This window comes from Fibrobacter sp. UWB1, assembly GCF_002210325.1.
GTDB lineage: Bacteria > Fibrobacterota > Fibrobacteria > Fibrobacterales > Fibrobacteraceae > Fibrobacter.
The window spans coordinates 1-13,998 of record NZ_MWQL01000017.1 but is presented as its reverse complement, the minus strand read 5'-3'; the positions used below and the strand labels follow the sequence as shown (position 1 = coordinate 13,998).

Annotated in this window: 18 protein-coding genes and 1 tRNA gene; 14 read left to right on the top strand and 5 right to left on the bottom strand. The window is 46.2% G+C overall.

Annotated elements, in window-relative coordinates:
- Window positions 1–21 precede the first annotated feature (21 nt).
- Window positions 22–528: a DNA-deoxyinosine glycosylase gene (locus B7988_RS11970; protein WP_170930650.1), complete on the top strand. Its 507-nt coding sequence runs from the start codon at window positions 22–24 to the stop codon at window positions 526–528.
- A complete protein-coding gene (locus B7988_RS15320; protein ID WP_249268987.1) occupies window positions 528–767 on the top strand; it encodes a hypothetical protein in 240 nt (79 codons plus the stop codon). The genes B7988_RS11970 and B7988_RS15320 overlap by 1 nt, the downstream gene beginning before the upstream one ends.
- 363 nt (window positions 768–1,130) lie before the next feature.
- Here the strand turns inward: B7988_RS15320 and B7988_RS11960 are convergent, their stop codons facing one another.
- The gene (locus tag B7988_RS11960) at window positions 1,131–1,529 is read right to left on the bottom strand and encodes a pyridoxamine 5'-phosphate oxidase family protein (protein ID WP_073323495.1); all 399 of its coding nucleotides are present in this window, start codon (window positions 1,527–1,529) and stop codon (window positions 1,131–1,133) included.
- 88 nt (window positions 1,530–1,617) lie between these two features.
- Entirely contained in the window at window positions 1,618–2,133 is a 516-nt protein-coding gene (locus B7988_RS11955; protein WP_088658092.1) for an O-acetyl-ADP-ribose deacetylase, read from the bottom strand.
- A 141-nt stretch (window positions 2,134–2,274) separates the two neighbouring features.
- Between B7988_RS11955 and B7988_RS11950 the strand changes: the two genes are divergently transcribed.
- From B7988_RS11950 to B7988_RS11895, 12 genes are all read left to right on the top strand, one after another.
- Window positions 2,275–2,607 (top strand): hypothetical protein, encoded by a 333-nt coding sequence (locus tag B7988_RS11950; protein WP_141225657.1) that lies wholly within the window; start codon window positions 2,275–2,277, stop codon window positions 2,605–2,607.
- Between the two features lie 9 nt (window positions 2,608–2,616).
- On the top strand, window positions 2,617–3,009 hold the full coding sequence (locus B7988_RS11945) for a VOC family protein (protein ID WP_088658090.1): 393 nt from the start codon (window positions 2,617–2,619) through the stop codon (window positions 3,007–3,009).
- A gap of 242 nt (window positions 3,010–3,251) precedes the next feature.
- Window positions 3,252–3,896: a hypothetical protein gene (locus B7988_RS11940; RefSeq protein WP_141225656.1), complete on the top strand. Its 645-nt coding sequence runs from the start codon at window positions 3,252–3,254 to the stop codon at window positions 3,894–3,896.
- A gap of 321 nt (window positions 3,897–4,217) precedes the next feature.
- Window positions 4,218–5,027: a hypothetical protein gene (locus B7988_RS11935; protein WP_088658088.1), complete on the top strand. Its 810-nt coding sequence runs from the start codon at window positions 4,218–4,220 to the stop codon at window positions 5,025–5,027.
- Between the two features lie 394 nt (window positions 5,028–5,421).
- On the top strand, window positions 5,422–6,126 hold the full coding sequence (locus B7988_RS11930; RefSeq protein ID WP_170930649.1) for an RsmG family class I SAM-dependent methyltransferase: 705 nt from the start codon (window positions 5,422–5,424) through the stop codon (window positions 6,124–6,126).
- A complete protein-coding gene (locus B7988_RS11925; protein ID WP_073323479.1) occupies window positions 6,123–6,908 on the top strand; it encodes a ParA family protein in 786 nt (261 codons plus the stop codon). Before B7988_RS11930 ends, B7988_RS11925 begins: the two co-directional genes overlap by 4 nt.
- Window positions 6,909–7,026: 118 nt before the next feature.
- A complete protein-coding gene (locus tag B7988_RS11920; RefSeq protein WP_088658086.1) occupies window positions 7,027–8,037 on the top strand; it encodes a ParB/RepB/Spo0J family partition protein in 1,011 nt (336 codons plus the stop codon).
- Window positions 8,038–8,832, top strand: a complete 795-nt coding sequence (locus B7988_RS11915; protein ID WP_073323475.1) for a M23 family metallopeptidase — start codon at window positions 8,038–8,040, stop codon at window positions 8,830–8,832. It abuts the gene before it with no gap.
- Between the two features lie 20 nt (window positions 8,833–8,852).
- Entirely contained in the window at window positions 8,853–9,278 is a 426-nt protein-coding gene (locus B7988_RS11910) for a polymer-forming cytoskeletal protein (protein WP_088658085.1), read from the top strand.
- Window positions 9,279–9,614: 336 nt separating this feature from the next.
- Window positions 9,615–10,355: a metallophosphoesterase gene (locus tag B7988_RS11905; RefSeq protein ID WP_073323471.1), complete on the top strand. Its 741-nt coding sequence runs from the start codon at window positions 9,615–9,617 to the stop codon at window positions 10,353–10,355.
- A 46-nt stretch (window positions 10,356–10,401) separates the two neighbouring features.
- Window positions 10,402–10,474 (top strand) — tRNA-Met (locus B7988_RS11900).
- Window positions 10,475–10,496: 22 nt separating this feature from the next.
- Entirely contained in the window at window positions 10,497–10,943 is a 447-nt protein-coding gene (locus B7988_RS11895; RefSeq protein WP_088658084.1) for a hypothetical protein, read from the top strand.
- Window positions 10,944–11,225: 282 nt separating this feature from the next.
- On the opposite strand, the gene B7988_RS11890 is transcribed toward B7988_RS11895, so the two are convergent.
- The 3 genes from B7988_RS11890 to B7988_RS15090 form a co-directional block, all read right to left on the bottom strand.
- The gene (locus B7988_RS11890; RefSeq protein WP_073323467.1) at window positions 11,226–12,563 is read right to left on the bottom strand and encodes a diguanylate cyclase; all 1,338 of its coding nucleotides are present in this window, start codon (window positions 12,561–12,563) and stop codon (window positions 11,226–11,228) included.
- 80 nt (window positions 12,564–12,643) lie between these two features.
- A complete protein-coding gene (locus tag B7988_RS11885) occupies window positions 12,644–13,486 on the bottom strand; it encodes a lysophospholipid acyltransferase family protein (RefSeq protein WP_088658083.1) in 843 nt (280 codons plus the stop codon).
- Between the two features lie 6 nt (window positions 13,487–13,492).
- On the bottom strand, window positions 13,493–13,654 hold the full coding sequence (locus B7988_RS15090) for a hypothetical protein (RefSeq protein WP_170930648.1): 162 nt from the start codon (window positions 13,652–13,654) through the stop codon (window positions 13,493–13,495).
- Window positions 13,655–13,998: the final 344 nt, after the last annotated feature.

Here is a 13,998-nt window from a genome sequence, read left to right as displayed (position 1 = left end):
AAAAATAGTATTTTTGTGTTCATGAAAAAGCCCGCAAACAAAGCCATTCGAACCCGCGTCACCCATGAATTCTCGGCCCTATACGACCGCGAATCCCGCGTGCTGCTGCTCGGCTCCATACCCTCGCCCAAGTCGCGCGAAATGGCATTCTACTACGGGCACCCGCAAAATAGATTCTGGAAAGTCATGGCAACCGTTCTCGGCGAAGAAATTCCCGAAACCATCACGCAAAAGAGGGCCATGCTCAAAAAGCATCACGTGGCGCTATGGGACGTTCTGGACAGCTGCACTATCGTAGGCGCAAGCGATACAAGCATCGAAGACCCAGTTGTGAACAACATAAAAGAACTAGTCAAAAAATCAAAGGTTTCACGCATCTTCTGCACAGGCGCCACTGCCTATAACTTGTACCAAAAATTTTGTGCAAAAGAAGTCGGCATCGACGCAGTCAAGTTGCCATCCACATCGCCTGCCAACTGCGCCGTATCGCTCGAGAAACTTGTGGAAGCGTATAAGAAGGTTTTATAATGCCCTTAAAGATTGTACGTAACGACATCACGAAAGTCAAGGCCGACGCTATCGTCAATTCCGCGAACAAGAATCCGATTTGCGGGGGAGGCGCCGAATACAGTATTTACGAAGCCGCAGGCCGCGAAACCCTTTTAGCCGAACATGTGAAACAGATGATCGAACGCCAGAAGCAGAAATACGGCTGGGAATTCATCTTACTCGGCGCAAACATCGCCGCGGCAGGCGTTAATCCGTAAAAATGGGCGTCCTATATTATCAACAATTCATTACGAATTACATAAAATGTAAAATTCTACGGAGTTCCAATTGTTGATATCTTGTGTATATTTTAAAATTGTTATTCCACAGGATTTGGACATATCCCACAACATATCCACAAATGATATATGTTTCACGTGGAACATACGTCATTTTACGATGATATTTCAACAATCTATTGCCAATCCTATTAGACAAATCCAAAACTTATCCACCAAAATAAAAAACATCGTGTTTCACGTGAAACGCGTTGTTTATATTATGTTTATAAAAGTTATCAACACATGCCAGTTGTCTTCCCGGACTTGATCCGGGATCTCCTATGTATTGACTGCAAAAATTTAAAATTTCACAGTACGCGGAGCGGCGCCAAAGCTGTAGAACGTAGCGGTCGCATCCTTGAAGTAGAGCGTTTCGGTGTTGTCGTCGTCGGGGGAGTACATCGACTTGAGCTCGGGGTAGTGCTCCAGCATGTCGACCTTCGGTTCGCGGCGGTCGTCGCGGACGAGTGTTCCGGCGACGCGGACCCATTCGTTACCGGCCTTGTTCATGGCACAGATTTCGACCTTGCCGTTCTTCTGGATCTGCTTGGAGCAATCCTTCGACTTGCCAGTCTGGATATAGAGCTTGCCCTCGAAAATGTTGGCGGTACCGAACGGGCGGACGCGCGGCTGGTCACCGTCTACCGTTGCCAAAAAGTAGGCGCCACATTCCTTGAGAAATTTTACGACTTCTTCCATAAGAATCTTCCTTTTTTAAAACATTTCATACCGGACTTGCTCCGGCATTTCTACTTGAACTAAATATACAAAAATAGTAGGTAATACTTCAACCCCTTCCTACCGTCCTGCCTACTTTCTCTCGATACAATTTTTCCATCTCCTTGCCGAAGCAACAGAAGATGACTTTCTTGACTTTTCGCGCCGGGAAGTCCCGAACCGTCTTCACGGCAATCTCGGTAGCGGCCTCCCAGGGGTAGCCATAAACTCCACAAGAAATAGCGGGAAAGGCGACCGTCTCGCAGCCGTTCTCCTCGGCCAAATCGAGGCAGCTTTTGTAGCATGATTCCAAAAGTGCAGGTTCGCCATGCCGCCCGTCCCGATAAACCGGCCCCGGAGTATGGATGACGAACTTGGCCGGGAGTCTGAAACCTGGGGTAATTTTTGCCTTGCCCGTCTCGCAACCGTTCAGGGGGATGCATGCCCTCAAAAGTTCCGGACCTGCCGCCCGGTGGATGGCGCCATCGACACCGCCACCACCCAGAAGCGAACAGTTTGCCGCATTCACAATGGCATCCACCGCAAGCTTGGTAATGTCGCCCTGGATAACTTCAATCTCAATCATAATAACCTCAAGTATAATATAGGTAATTATGTTCCACGTGGAACATAAACATTATTGTTGATTATGTGAATAGATGTTGAAAATTGTCTTCGATATAACCCTTCACACCATAATTTGTTATATTACTATACAGGAGGTTATATGAGGTTTTTTCTAATATCAGCAATTGTCTTGGCAGCTTTTTGCCTGTCTTTCGCGCAGCTTTTACCTAAGAATACTGCCGAAGACACAAATTCCATCAAACTAACCCGAGCCATGGTCTTTAAGGTGAACTACGGCGAGATTCCTTCCGAACCGGATTCAACTTACAGCGAATCCGAGCCGGACATCAATAGACCTAGAAGAGAAAGCCATTTCATCAGGAACTTTTTGATAGGGACCGGCGCCTGCATTACAGAAGCCACCATCGGGGCTGCACTCAATTCAAGTGGTCCTGTTGTATGTCCCTTGACTGAAGGCCTCATGAAATTTTAATGATTGATTATGAAAATCGAACACGTGGCCATCTGGGTAAAAGACATCGACAAGGTCTGCGAATTCTACCGAAAGTATTTCGGCGGGGTAGTTCACCCGATTTATCATAATCCGGCAAAACAGTTCACGAGCCGTTTCGTCACCTTCGAAAGTGGCGCCCGGTTGGAAATAATGCACCGCCCTGATATAGATGTTGGGACTGCAACGAAGCCAGAGGCCCAACATTTGGGATATGCACATCTTTCCTTTTCGGTCGGTTCAAAAGAAGAAGTGGACCGACTCACCCGGCAAATGACCGACGACGGAATCCAAATCGTAGGGGAGCCCCGAACCACCGGCGACGGGTATTACGAAAGTGTCGTCCTCGACCCCGAAGGCAATAGGGTAGAGATTACTATCTAGTACCACATCATAAATAATGAGACCAAAAAAATTGCAGCAATAAGGGAACAGCAACCACCGCACATAGAAAGCCTCCCTGAAAAGGTTCTATAGTTAAATATACATCCATCCCCTTGACACTTTGTGTCAAAATAGGGTTCAATGTGTTTGGTCACCTCGCTAACGTTCCACGTGAAACATTTCGAAAGTTCCAACAAAAAATGTATATTAAAGGTATGAGGAGAATATTTATTGTATTGGCAGTGGCATTTCTAAATGCCCATGCGGTCGACTGCATCCGACACACATTTGATTATTTCGCAACGAACTTTCAGGATCACGCCCTCATCATGCCCGGCGAAATGTTGCCGGATAGTCTCTATCAGGAACAAAACGGGCTGGTCTATACCATCAAGTATCACTGGACAGGCAATCACCTCGACAGTATGAACCTGTACCAATCTTGCCTTGCCCGCAATGTCGAAAAAAGATCCACCTTCATTCCCGACTGGAAAATTGACTCCACCAAGGTAGGCAAGGTCACGAAATACGACTGGAAATCCTTGAAGGACAAATGGCACTTCACCGTCTACCGCGCAAAGGATTCCGTCTATATCGATCTGAACAAGGAACAGCACCAGATATTCTACATCAAGAACGATACCATCCACGAAGTCAACAACTGGGTTCCCAGGAATTTAAAAACATACCGCGACCCCGATAATAAAAACAAGTGTATTCGAAAAAGCGATAATAACTTTATCATCGACACCTACGAATATGAAATGAAGGGAAACACCCTCATCCAGAAATCAATCAAGTTCGACCACAAAAAGTACTTCAAGGCCCCCGGCCCCTGCTACGGCGGCAACGAATACACCACTATATATTATAAGAAGGGTAAGTGACACTCACCTCGCTATGTTGGGACTATGACTATGTCATAGTCCTACACCCATCGGTCAGCAAATGAAAAAATGCAAGCATTTTTTCGCTTTCTGACCTCGGTTGTGTTTCACGTGAAACCTTATGAGGCGAGTGAAGCAGAAACAAGCTTGCTTGTTTCTCCCCACAGAGGATAACTCAACTACGAAACCAAAGTTTCGAGTTTCGTATATATTTCCGAGCCGATTAAGGTAGGACACGAAGTGTCCAAACAATTTGTCTTGCCGCACTTGATGCGGCATCTCCTTTTCTAGCTAAATAAAAACTTTACTATATTTTCTCCCATGAAAAAAGCAATCCTCATTCTATCCTTTATCGCACTGAATGTGCATGCTGTAAACTGCCTCGAATTTTTACGCAGCGCCTATCTTGAATACGGAATGAATAACAATTATCGTCCAGATAGCTCATACGCCCCCAGCTTTGTAGATGAGGGCAAAATCTATTATTCATCCTTCAAATACCACTATACCGACAATAGTTTAGATAGTATTGTCAAATGCAATAGTAGAGGAATATGCGACACATATAATTACAAGCAAACAAAAGAAACAACAGAATCCACAATCAAATTAACCAGCACAAATCTCAATTATAATCGATCCGAAATTAGTATTATTTTTCTAGGAAAGGATTCAACATATAGATATGTTTACGGCCTAGACTCAGGTAAACCAGATTCGCTCGAAATCGTCAACAGCATATTCTTACGCAATGACACCCTATATGATGAAAAATGGTATTCAGACGGCACACCCTATAGTTCTGGAAGTTATATAAGAACACCTAATCCCGAAAATGAAAATACATGCAATACAACTAAATATAGACTTGAAAAGAAGGATGATACATACGTCAAGTCAATTATCGAAAGTTATCAAGAATTCATAGAAACAACAGAAGAAGGATTCACCATAACCTTTAGCAATACCGATACAAAGAATTTCTTTGTCAAAGTCGGTCCCAATTTCACCACACCGATCCTCCGCAAAAACAAGCCGGCATTTATCCCCGAAAAGGCAAAACACTTCGACCTTCTCGGCCGCCCCGCCAACAAAAAATATATCATAAGTGTTCCACGTGGAACATTCTAATTACCATCCACTAACCACTGTCTACTGTCTACATCCTACTTCCTACTATTTTCTATTCACACAAAATCCACATTTATCAAAAACTTATCCACGGATATTTTTAAAAAGTGAAAGGGCGCCAGCCCTTTTTTTTGAATTTGTTAATTAGGAATACTAAATTATCTCGTGGACGTTAGATTGCTTCGCAATCATTGTTTGCTCCTTCGGAGCCAACTTGCTTCGGTTCGGCAATGAAAAATACCTAATGTATTTTTCGCTGCGCTCACCTCGCTAACGTTCCACGTGAAACACAACCAAGGTTTCCAAGCAAAAATATGTTCGCATATTTTTATTTGGAAACCGCAGGGTGTCGGCCTTTGGCTTTGCCAAAGTCCAAACAATTTTTAGGTTTTCATTGAATTACAGAGAAAACAAAAATCAGCAGAATCTCTTGAACCAGTTCTTGCAAGAACATGGTGTGCAGCTGTCCGAAGATGTTCTGGGCAAGCTTTATGATTTTGCGGACTTGGTGGTAAACACCAAGCAGTTCGGCAACCTGATTTCGGCAAAGGACTCCGAAAAGTTCCTCAGCCGCCACATCGCAGATTCCCTCGTTCCCTATATATATATAGTGAAGGGTGAATTGCAAGACAATTCAACTTCGAATTCCTCACTCCTCAAAGCGACCGAAGGGAGCGACCTCATACCCCACACCTGTAAGTGGGCCGACATGGGTGCCGGTGCAGGTTGTCCGATTTTCCCGCTCGCCATCGTGATGCCCGAAGTAGAATTCTTTGCCGTCGAACCCCGCCACATGCGCGTGGAATTCATGAACTACGCCAAGGAAAAACTCGGTCTCAAGAACCTGACCGTCGTGGGCAAGCGTTTCGAAACTTCGGGACTTGCCTATCTGGACTTTGTGAGTTGCCGCGCCCTCTCGACTTTCGAAAACGACTGGGAACGTGCCCAGCCGGGACTCAAGCGCGGTGGAAAGTTCCTCACGCTGAAAAGTTTCAACAATATTGTTCACCTGGAAAATGATCCGGAAGTACACATATATAAATATGCACTCCCGCAGGAAGAACAAGTTTACGCCTTAGTCACTCGAGGTAATGAATGAGTAAAGTGATAGCAGTCTGCAACCAGAAAGGTGGCGTTGGCAAGACCACGACCGCCGTCAACCTGGCCGCCAGTTTTGCCGCATTGGAAAAGAAGACACTCCTTATCGACATGGACCCGCAGGGTAACGCGTCGCAGGGTTTGGGCTATAACGAACTTCAAGATGTGGATATCCACGAAGTCCTGAACATGGCCGACAATCCGGATAATATTACCTACGACAATATCAAGGAAGCTATCCTCGATACGAGCCTCGATTACCTCAAGGTCATCACTTCCGGCCCGGACCTCGCCGTCATGGAAATCGAACTGGTGAACGCCATGAGCCGCGAACGCCGTCTCGAACGTGTGATGAACGTCCTCAAGCAGGCTTTCGAATTCATCATCATCGACGCTCCTCCGAGCCTGAACCTTTTGACGCTGAACGTGCTGACCGCAGCTACCAGTGTCTTGATTCCGGTTCAGTGTGAATACTACGCCCTGCAGGGTATGACCGAACTTTTCAAGACGATCCGCGAAGTCCAGAAGAACCTGAACGCAAACCTCAAGATCGAAGGTGCGCTCCTCACCATGTACGATTCCCGCCTGAGCCTCTGCAAGCAGGTCGCCGAAGAAGTCCGTGAAAACTTGAGCGATACCGTGTTCCAGGCAATGATTCCGCGCAACGTGAAACTCTCCGAAGCTCCGAGCCACGGCAAGCCCGCCATCCTTTACGATGTGCAGAGCAGTGGTGCACAAGCGTACATGAAACTCGCCGAAGAAATTTTAAACAAGGGTAAATAGAGCGGGAATTCACCCCCTTTAGAACTTAGTCCTCTACGCTCTTAATGAAGAAGGAATGTTCCAAGTTCTGTGCTCTACCTACTAACCACTAACCACTGTTTACTAACCACTATCTACTATGGGTAAAAAGTCTTTCGCACTGGGTCGCAGCCTCGCCGATATCCTCAAAGATCACTCTGCTCCGGCAGCCTCCGACATTCAACAGCCTAATCCACAATCCGGCGAAAACAATGCCGAAAAATCCGAAACTGTTGACAACTCCCAGAAAGTCGTCGAAATCAATGTCGAACTCATCGACCCGAACCCGTTCCAGCCGCGCAAGGTTTTCAGCGACGACGAACTGGTGGAACTCGCCGAATCTATCGAACACCACGGGTTGATCCAGCCGATCGCTGTCCGCAAGGTGGGCGACCGTTATCAGCTTATCAGCGGTGAACGCCGTACCCGTGCAAGCAAGCTCGCCGGACTTCCGACCATCAAGGCCCAGGTTTACGAAAACCTCGACGACAAGGCCATGGCCGAATGGGCCCTCATTGAAAATATCCAGCGTGTCGACCTGAACCCGGTCGAAGTCGCCAAGTCCTATCAACAATTGATCGATAATCACGGATACACCCACGAAGATCTGTCCAAGATTGTGAGTAAGTCGCGCTCCGCAATTACCAACAGTCTCCGCCTTCTCAAGCTCCCGGAAGTCGTGCTTTTGTGGATAGAAGAAGGAAAAATTTCGGGCGGTGCCGCTCGCGCCCTCTGCAGCGACAAGATCCAGAATCCCGAAGAAGTCGCCAAGCGCATTATCGAAGAAGGCCTGAACGTCCGCCAGATCGAAGCCATCGCCCGCGGTGAAGATATAAACCAGACGAGAGACGAAAGACGAGAGACGAGAGAGGGTGAACCGGAGCAGTCTTCAGAGGACCAGCCGGAAGTTCACAAGCCCGAAGTCGAAGCCAAGCCGAAGATGGAACTCAGCGCCGACATGAAACAGTTCGAATCCCGCCTCGAAACCTTCTTCGGCACCAAAGTCCAAATCAATCCAAGCGCCTCGACCGAGACCAAGGGTTCAATCGTTATTAACTATTATTCCATGGACGACCTTACCCGAATCCAGGAACTCATGGAAAATCGATAGATGAAAGGCAAGTATTATAAAGTTCAAATCATCCCGGAAGACTCCAAGGAAATCAAGAGCTACCGTATCAACACGAAGTGGTTCCTTTTCCTGAAAATCTTCTTGGTCGCACTTGTAATCGGTACCGGATTCCTTATTTATAATGCAGGCCGAATTGGCCGCATGATGGTGAACTACGAAAAGATCCGCACCGCAAACGGACAGCTCGTAAAGCAAAACGCCAACTACGAAGAACTCTTCTTGAGAATCGACTCGCTCTGGGTTCTCGAGGAACGTATCCAGAATATTTTAGGCACGTTCATCGAAAACGATTCGGGCAAGGTCAACAGCCTTATCGACAAGAGCAGGTTCGCCCACACGCCTTCACAAAAAATCGATGTCGACTACGAAGGCGGCTGGAAATCGCACGAAGACAAAGTACGCCTGGAACATATTCCGAACGTGATTCCGGTAGTTGGAATCGTGAGCAAGAAATTCAGCGAAATGGACGACCACCTCGGGACCGACTTTTCGTCCCAGATCGGAAATCCGGTGTTTGCATCGGGTAGCGGAGTCGTAGATTACGCCGGACCGAAAGACGAATTGGGCAACACGGTCGTCATCAATCATCAAAATGGTTATATTACCAGTTACTCACACTTAAAAGACATTCGAACCAAAAAGGGTCGCAATGTCGGGAAGGGCGAAATTATAGGAACAGTCGGGAATACGGGAAACAGCAGTGCCCCGCACTTGCACTATTCTATAACTAAAGATGGCAAGGAAATGGATCCCGAGCTTTTCATAAACTATTAAACCAACCAAAGAGGTAAAAAATGGCTACTAAAGAACAGGAAATCACTCAGATCGGTCACAGCGTGACCATTAAGGGAGACATCAGCGGTAATAGCGACGTGCGCGTTGCTGGCAACGTCATTGGCGGCATCTCTATCGAAGGAGAACTCATCGTCGAACGTCAGGGCGTGGTCGAAGCTGATATCAAGACTAGCACTGCAGTGGTTGCCGGTTCTGTCAAGGGCAACATCGATTGCTCCGAAAAGCTCATCCTCGAAAGCACTTCCCAGTTCGAAGGCAATATCAAGACCAAGCGTCTCATTATCCAGGAAGGCGCTATTTTCCAGGGTAACTGCCAGATGGGTGCACCTCAGGTTGCAGCCCAGGCAGCACGTCCTGCAGCCCAGCCTGCCGCTCAACAGTCCAAGCAGCAGCCGGTCAAGGGTCCCAAGGATTTAGACCTTTAAGTCAAGTTCACACCTATATCATTAAACACTAATTATTTATATAAATAGTAATAGTAATTAGCGCCGTGAATAGTGGATAGAATTGTGAAGATGAAAACATAACTCATTGATGGTCAAAAAGTTATAAAACTAAAATCAGTGAGTAAAAATGTTGAAAACTTTCATTCTGTTCACTTTTTTCAATGTTGACAAATGTTGAAGTTGACTTTTCAATACCAATTCACAGGCGATACACCGAATTATGTTGAAAATCGGTATGATATGGGTCACATTTGGCAAAAAAGTGGAAAAATCTAGCGCATTGGTCCTATATAATAGTTATATTGTACAGACATAATGTCTTCAAAGATCCTTAAAATAGGTCAGATATCCGATATCCATATTGGAAACGGAGCAGAGCTCGTACAGGGAATCGACGTTTGTGCCAATTTCCGCAAAGCTCTGGATTCTGATTCTATGCAAAATTTGGATCTCTTGGTGCTGTCTGGCGATCTTTCCGAAAACTCGGACCCGGGCGCATACGAATACGTTGCATCCGCACTGAAGGACTACAAGAGTCCGTGGTGCATTATTCCCGGTAACCATGATGATCTCAATATCATGCGAAAGTATTTCGATATTGAATCTATGATTCATGGTGACAGATGTTTCTACCGCTACGACTTGAAAGGCAAGACAATGTTCTTCCTGGATAGCGGTTGCGGGAATGTTTCACAGGAACAGTTGACATGGCTGCAAGAAGAAGCTTCGAAGATCAAGGGCGAAGTCATTCTCTTCATGCACCATCCGCCTTGTTTCTGCGGTCACCGTTTCATGGACTTGCGTTACCACCTTGAAAACATGGTCGAAGTCCAGCAGGCACTTGCGGGTATCAATAACTTGACCCACATCTACGCAGGTCATTACCATCATCACTTCGAAGTGAACATGGGACGCCAGATTGTGCACGTTGCACCGGCGACTCAGTTCCAGATTGACCCCAACGTACCCTATTTTAATCTGAAAAGTGCCGCTCCGGGCTGGCAATTGATTGAATGGGGCGAAAAATCTGTAGAAACTACAGTTTATTTTGAATGAACCCCTTGAATTTTTTTAACTAATTGACTAAATTTGGGAAAAATTTGGCGGCTTAGCTCAGTTGGTAGAGCGTCGGAATCATAATCCGCAGGTCTGTGGTTCGAGCCCACAAGCCGCTAGTATTTTGAAAAAGAGGCTGATATGTCAAGACGAATCCTAAAAGTGGCGTTGTTGATGATCGCCTCTTTTTTCGTAGCTCCGGTGCTTGTCGCTTGCGATAGCGCCGATGACAATGTACCTGAAATGAACCAGGTGCAGGCATCCACTCCGAAGTCCGTGCCTATCGTGCAGGTTGATGCATTCACGGCCCCTTCCTCTTCTGAAATTTCTTCTGAAAAGGCGAAGCTCTACGTGAAGGCAAGTGCAGCTCTCGTGGAACTCGGTGTGCGTTGGTCCGAACGTATCGACAAGGCATCCGATACCGAAAAGATCCAGATTCTCAATGCCTACAATGTGGCCCGCGACCAGCTTTGCGCCCGCGTCGGTCTTGCCGGCATTGCCGAATACAACTGGATTACCACGGTTGCCGTGCCCGATCCGAAGAACAAGGCGACTTTCGAAGCTGCCGGAATGCGTACCGCGAACTAAGTTTTTGCAGTAAGCAATTTAGTGTAGTTAATACTAGATTTTCGTAATCAAATCAGTTTGACTTGAGCCGCGCCAGAATATATATTTGGCGCGGTTTTTGGTGTGTTGTGGTTTTCCACTACGGGGTTAGAATGTACACACCAATCGATTACGCAACAACTATCTTGTTATTCAAGATTTTCTGCATTGCAGGCTTTACGCTTCTTGCGTTCATTTATCTTTGCTGGTATTCCAGGTTCTGGACAGATGACGACTTTCCGGGAATGCGTCCGATGCGCAAGACTACTTGTGCAAGCTCTTCAGTTCTGGAGAATACATATTGTAAAAGTCCCTGCCATGTTCCTTTACAAAGTAAAGCGCCATGTCGGCAGCACGGTACAGGTCTTCGAATTTCTTACCGTGTTCGGGGAATACGGATATTCCTATTGAAAGTGAAACGTGTCTTTCTAAGGGTTCACCCTGAAAAAGGTGTCTTGCTTTATCCGAAATCATTGCGGCAAGCCTGATCGCCGTGTCGGGCTTGATATCGCGCAAGTATACCATAAATTCATCACCACCGATACGGCCCGTAATATCCATTCCCTTGAACGAATTGTACAGGATGTTCCCGATTGCCGTGAGTACGCGGTCTCCTGCGGCATGACCGAATGAATCGTTTATTTCCTTGAACTTGTCTACGTCGATCATCATCAAGGCACCGCGTTCATCGCTGTTTTTTTCGATGATACGGGAAATTGCGCTTTCGGTTTCCTGCTTGTTCAATAGACCAGTGAGCGAATCGGTCTTGGAGCGTTTTTCGAGTTCCAGTTTCAGCGACTGGATTTCAGTGACATCGTTGATGAGCGCGATAATCCCGTTGATGTTTCCGTTTTCATCAAAGACAGGTCGTTTGATAAGCTCCAAGTACTCGACCCCGTTTTCACCTTCTTCTTTAATGACGTAGTTGGTGCCCTTGCCAGTGCGCAAAAGTTCCTTGTCCGATTCCATGGCCTTCAGCGCATTTTCCTTGTCTTCGCGAATTTCTATGTCGGTCTTTCCGCGGATGGTCCAGTTCGGGTCTCCTTCGGTATGCAGGTGGTGCCAGTAGTGCGTCGCGAAAACGTACTTGCCTTCGGCATCTTTCAGGTAAATGTTCGACGGCAGTTCCTTCAGGATTTTTTCGACTTCGGAAAATGTGGCCGAGTCCTTTCCCCTGATGGCGTTGTTGATCCGGAGCATGACGAGTTCTTTGCGGAACGGCGGTTCAAAGTATTCGTTTGCACCGGCGGCAATGCAGAGTTTGTAGTCGTCAGAATCCGCGATTGTAGAAATGCCTATGTTCGGAATCCCTACGAAACGTTTATCTTCGTTCAGGACTTTCTGCAGCCAAAAGTTGCTCTGCTTGCACAGTTCCACATTGAACAATATGGCAGAAATATTGTCGTGCTGCTTGTCTACCAATTGTACGGCTTCTTTTTCGGAATCCACATCGATAATGGGGTATTCTTCCGAAAGCATGGCGCGGAGTTTTTTGAGGGAAGGACTATTGATTTGTACAAGAACAAGCTTGCGTTTCGCGAGAGGCTGAACTACCTTCGCGTCATCCAAGCTGAAAAGATTTTCGTTTTCCAGTATCTGCATATTCCCAACACTCTGTTATATTCATATATATAGTTTTTTCTGTAAAATGGAGTAAAGCCAGTTATTCCATCTTGGAATATTTATCCATATATTTGGGGATCGCAGCTGTAAAACCGGCGGTGAGTCCAGCCGTACCATAGCGTAGGTTCTTCGGCAATTCGATTTTCGAGCCAGCGGTTGAACACATCGTTGATGCTGTTGTTTATGGGGGTCACCTCGATGGCATGCAGAATTCTTTCGTTGCCGGATTTCGGTTCATCTAGCCAGCAAATGAATACGGGAGTTCCCGGGCGGTGCTTCAGCAAAAAATCCGGCAGCGGATTGATGTGCACTTTTTTTCCGAGAAACGTTGCTTCGACTGCACTTTCGATTCGGCTGTCCTGATCCATCAATAAGCAGAATAGATTTTTTTCGTCGAGCAGTCGCAAGAACTCGCGCGGGTTCCTTGCGTTCACGGAATAATTTCGTTTGTCTACAGAACGGATTCTGTTTTCGACAATGCGATTGAGCCATGCGGGCTTTAGTGGAATATAACTTGCCTTGAGTGGAATGCCCAAGCGGCATAACCACGGGCCAATGGCTTCGTAATTGCCGTAGTGTGCGGTAAGGAATATTCCGCCAGCGCGCATCTTGTTTAGTACAAATTCACTGTTGCTAGATAATTTATATGTAATTCCGTTTTGCTTGAACGGATAACTGCCAAAATCGTGTGGTAATTTTTTGAACGAACCGAAGTTAAAAAGAATATCGCCTACATGGTGCGTAAGGTTTAAAATAATTTGTTTGTATTCTTTATTATAAATTATTTTTGACGGGTTGGAATGTACAAAGTTCAGGTTAGATTGTACGACATCGTATTTCCAACCAGATACAAGCAGTGCCTTGTATAGTAGTTTTTCGAAAATGTAGCCAATCTTGAACAAGGTGAGTTAGTCCTTGTCCGCTCTAGGTTTCTTTTTGGAGTCGTTGGCCGATTCGCTAAAGGGGAATACGAACCGCCCGCGGAGAACGCAACCGGGGGCTCCCGGGTCGCATTCCTTTTTCCGCTTGTTGCAGAAGGTGTTTCTCAGGTGTCTGCATTCGTAACTCATATATGGAATTATAGAAAAGAACCGGGAAAAAAGAAAAAACGGTAAAAAACAATGCCTATGATCGGCTATAGTCAAAATAAATATGTTAATAGAGTGTTGATAAATTGAATATTATGTGGATATAGAACGAATGTTTTACAAAAAAATGGAAAAAAGTGAAAAAAAATGAAAAAAATGCGCAAAACCTCTTGACAATCGTCACATAAAGTTCTATAATTGGCCTCACCCTCGAACGAGAGAGCCGAAAAGCTCAAACGAACGAGAACGGAGGCCCGCGAGGCCGCCGGGAAGATTGAAGGAATCGGAGATGTGCTTAGTGACGGGTCCAAGAGATTTCTTGGAAT

Excerpts from the sequence above, each read along its gene's own strand:
- B7988_RS11950 (WP_141225657.1), top strand. The coding sequence starts at position 2,275 with ATGAGGTTTTTTCTAATATCAGCAATTGTCTTGGCAGCTTTTTGCCTG.
- B7988_RS11915 (WP_073323475.1), top strand. The coding sequence starts at position 8,038 with ATGAAAGGCAAGTATTATAAAGTTCAAATCATCCCGGAAGACTCCAAG.
- B7988_RS15090 (WP_170930648.1), bottom strand. The coding sequence starts at position 13,654 with ATGAGTTACGAATGCAGACACCTGAGAAACACCTTCTGCAACAAGCGG.
- B7988_RS11955 (WP_088658092.1), bottom strand. The coding sequence starts at position 2,133 with ATGATTGAGATTGAAGTTATCCAGGGCGACATTACCAAGCTTGCGGTG.
- B7988_RS11910 (WP_088658085.1), top strand. The coding sequence starts at position 8,853 with ATGGCTACTAAAGAACAGGAAATCACTCAGATCGGTCACAGCGTGACC.
- B7988_RS11905 (WP_073323471.1), top strand. The coding sequence starts at position 9,615 with ATGTCTTCAAAGATCCTTAAAATAGGTCAGATATCCGATATCCATATT.
- B7988_RS11945 (WP_088658090.1), top strand. The coding sequence starts at position 2,617 with ATGAAAATCGAACACGTGGCCATCTGGGTAAAAGACATCGACAAGGTC.
- B7988_RS11935 (WP_088658088.1), top strand. The coding sequence starts at position 4,218 with ATGAAAAAAGCAATCCTCATTCTATCCTTTATCGCACTGAATGTGCAT.
- B7988_RS11925 (WP_073323479.1), top strand. The coding sequence starts at position 6,123 with ATGAGTAAAGTGATAGCAGTCTGCAACCAGAAAGGTGGCGTTGGCAAG.
- B7988_RS11895 (WP_088658084.1), top strand. The coding sequence starts at position 10,497 with ATGTCAAGACGAATCCTAAAAGTGGCGTTGTTGATGATCGCCTCTTTT.
- B7988_RS15320 (WP_249268987.1), top strand. The coding sequence starts at position 528 with ATGCCCTTAAAGATTGTACGTAACGACATCACGAAAGTCAAGGCCGAC.
- B7988_RS11960 (WP_073323495.1), bottom strand. The coding sequence starts at position 1,529 with ATGGAAGAAGTCGTAAAATTTCTCAAGGAATGTGGCGCCTACTTTTTG.
- B7988_RS11920 (WP_088658086.1), top strand. The coding sequence starts at position 7,027 with ATGGGTAAAAAGTCTTTCGCACTGGGTCGCAGCCTCGCCGATATCCTC.
- B7988_RS11970 (WP_170930650.1), top strand. The coding sequence starts at position 22 with ATGAAAAAGCCCGCAAACAAAGCCATTCGAACCCGCGTCACCCATGAA.
- B7988_RS11890 (WP_073323467.1), bottom strand. The coding sequence starts at position 12,563 with ATGCAGATACTGGAAAACGAAAATCTTTTCAGCTTGGATGACGCGAAG.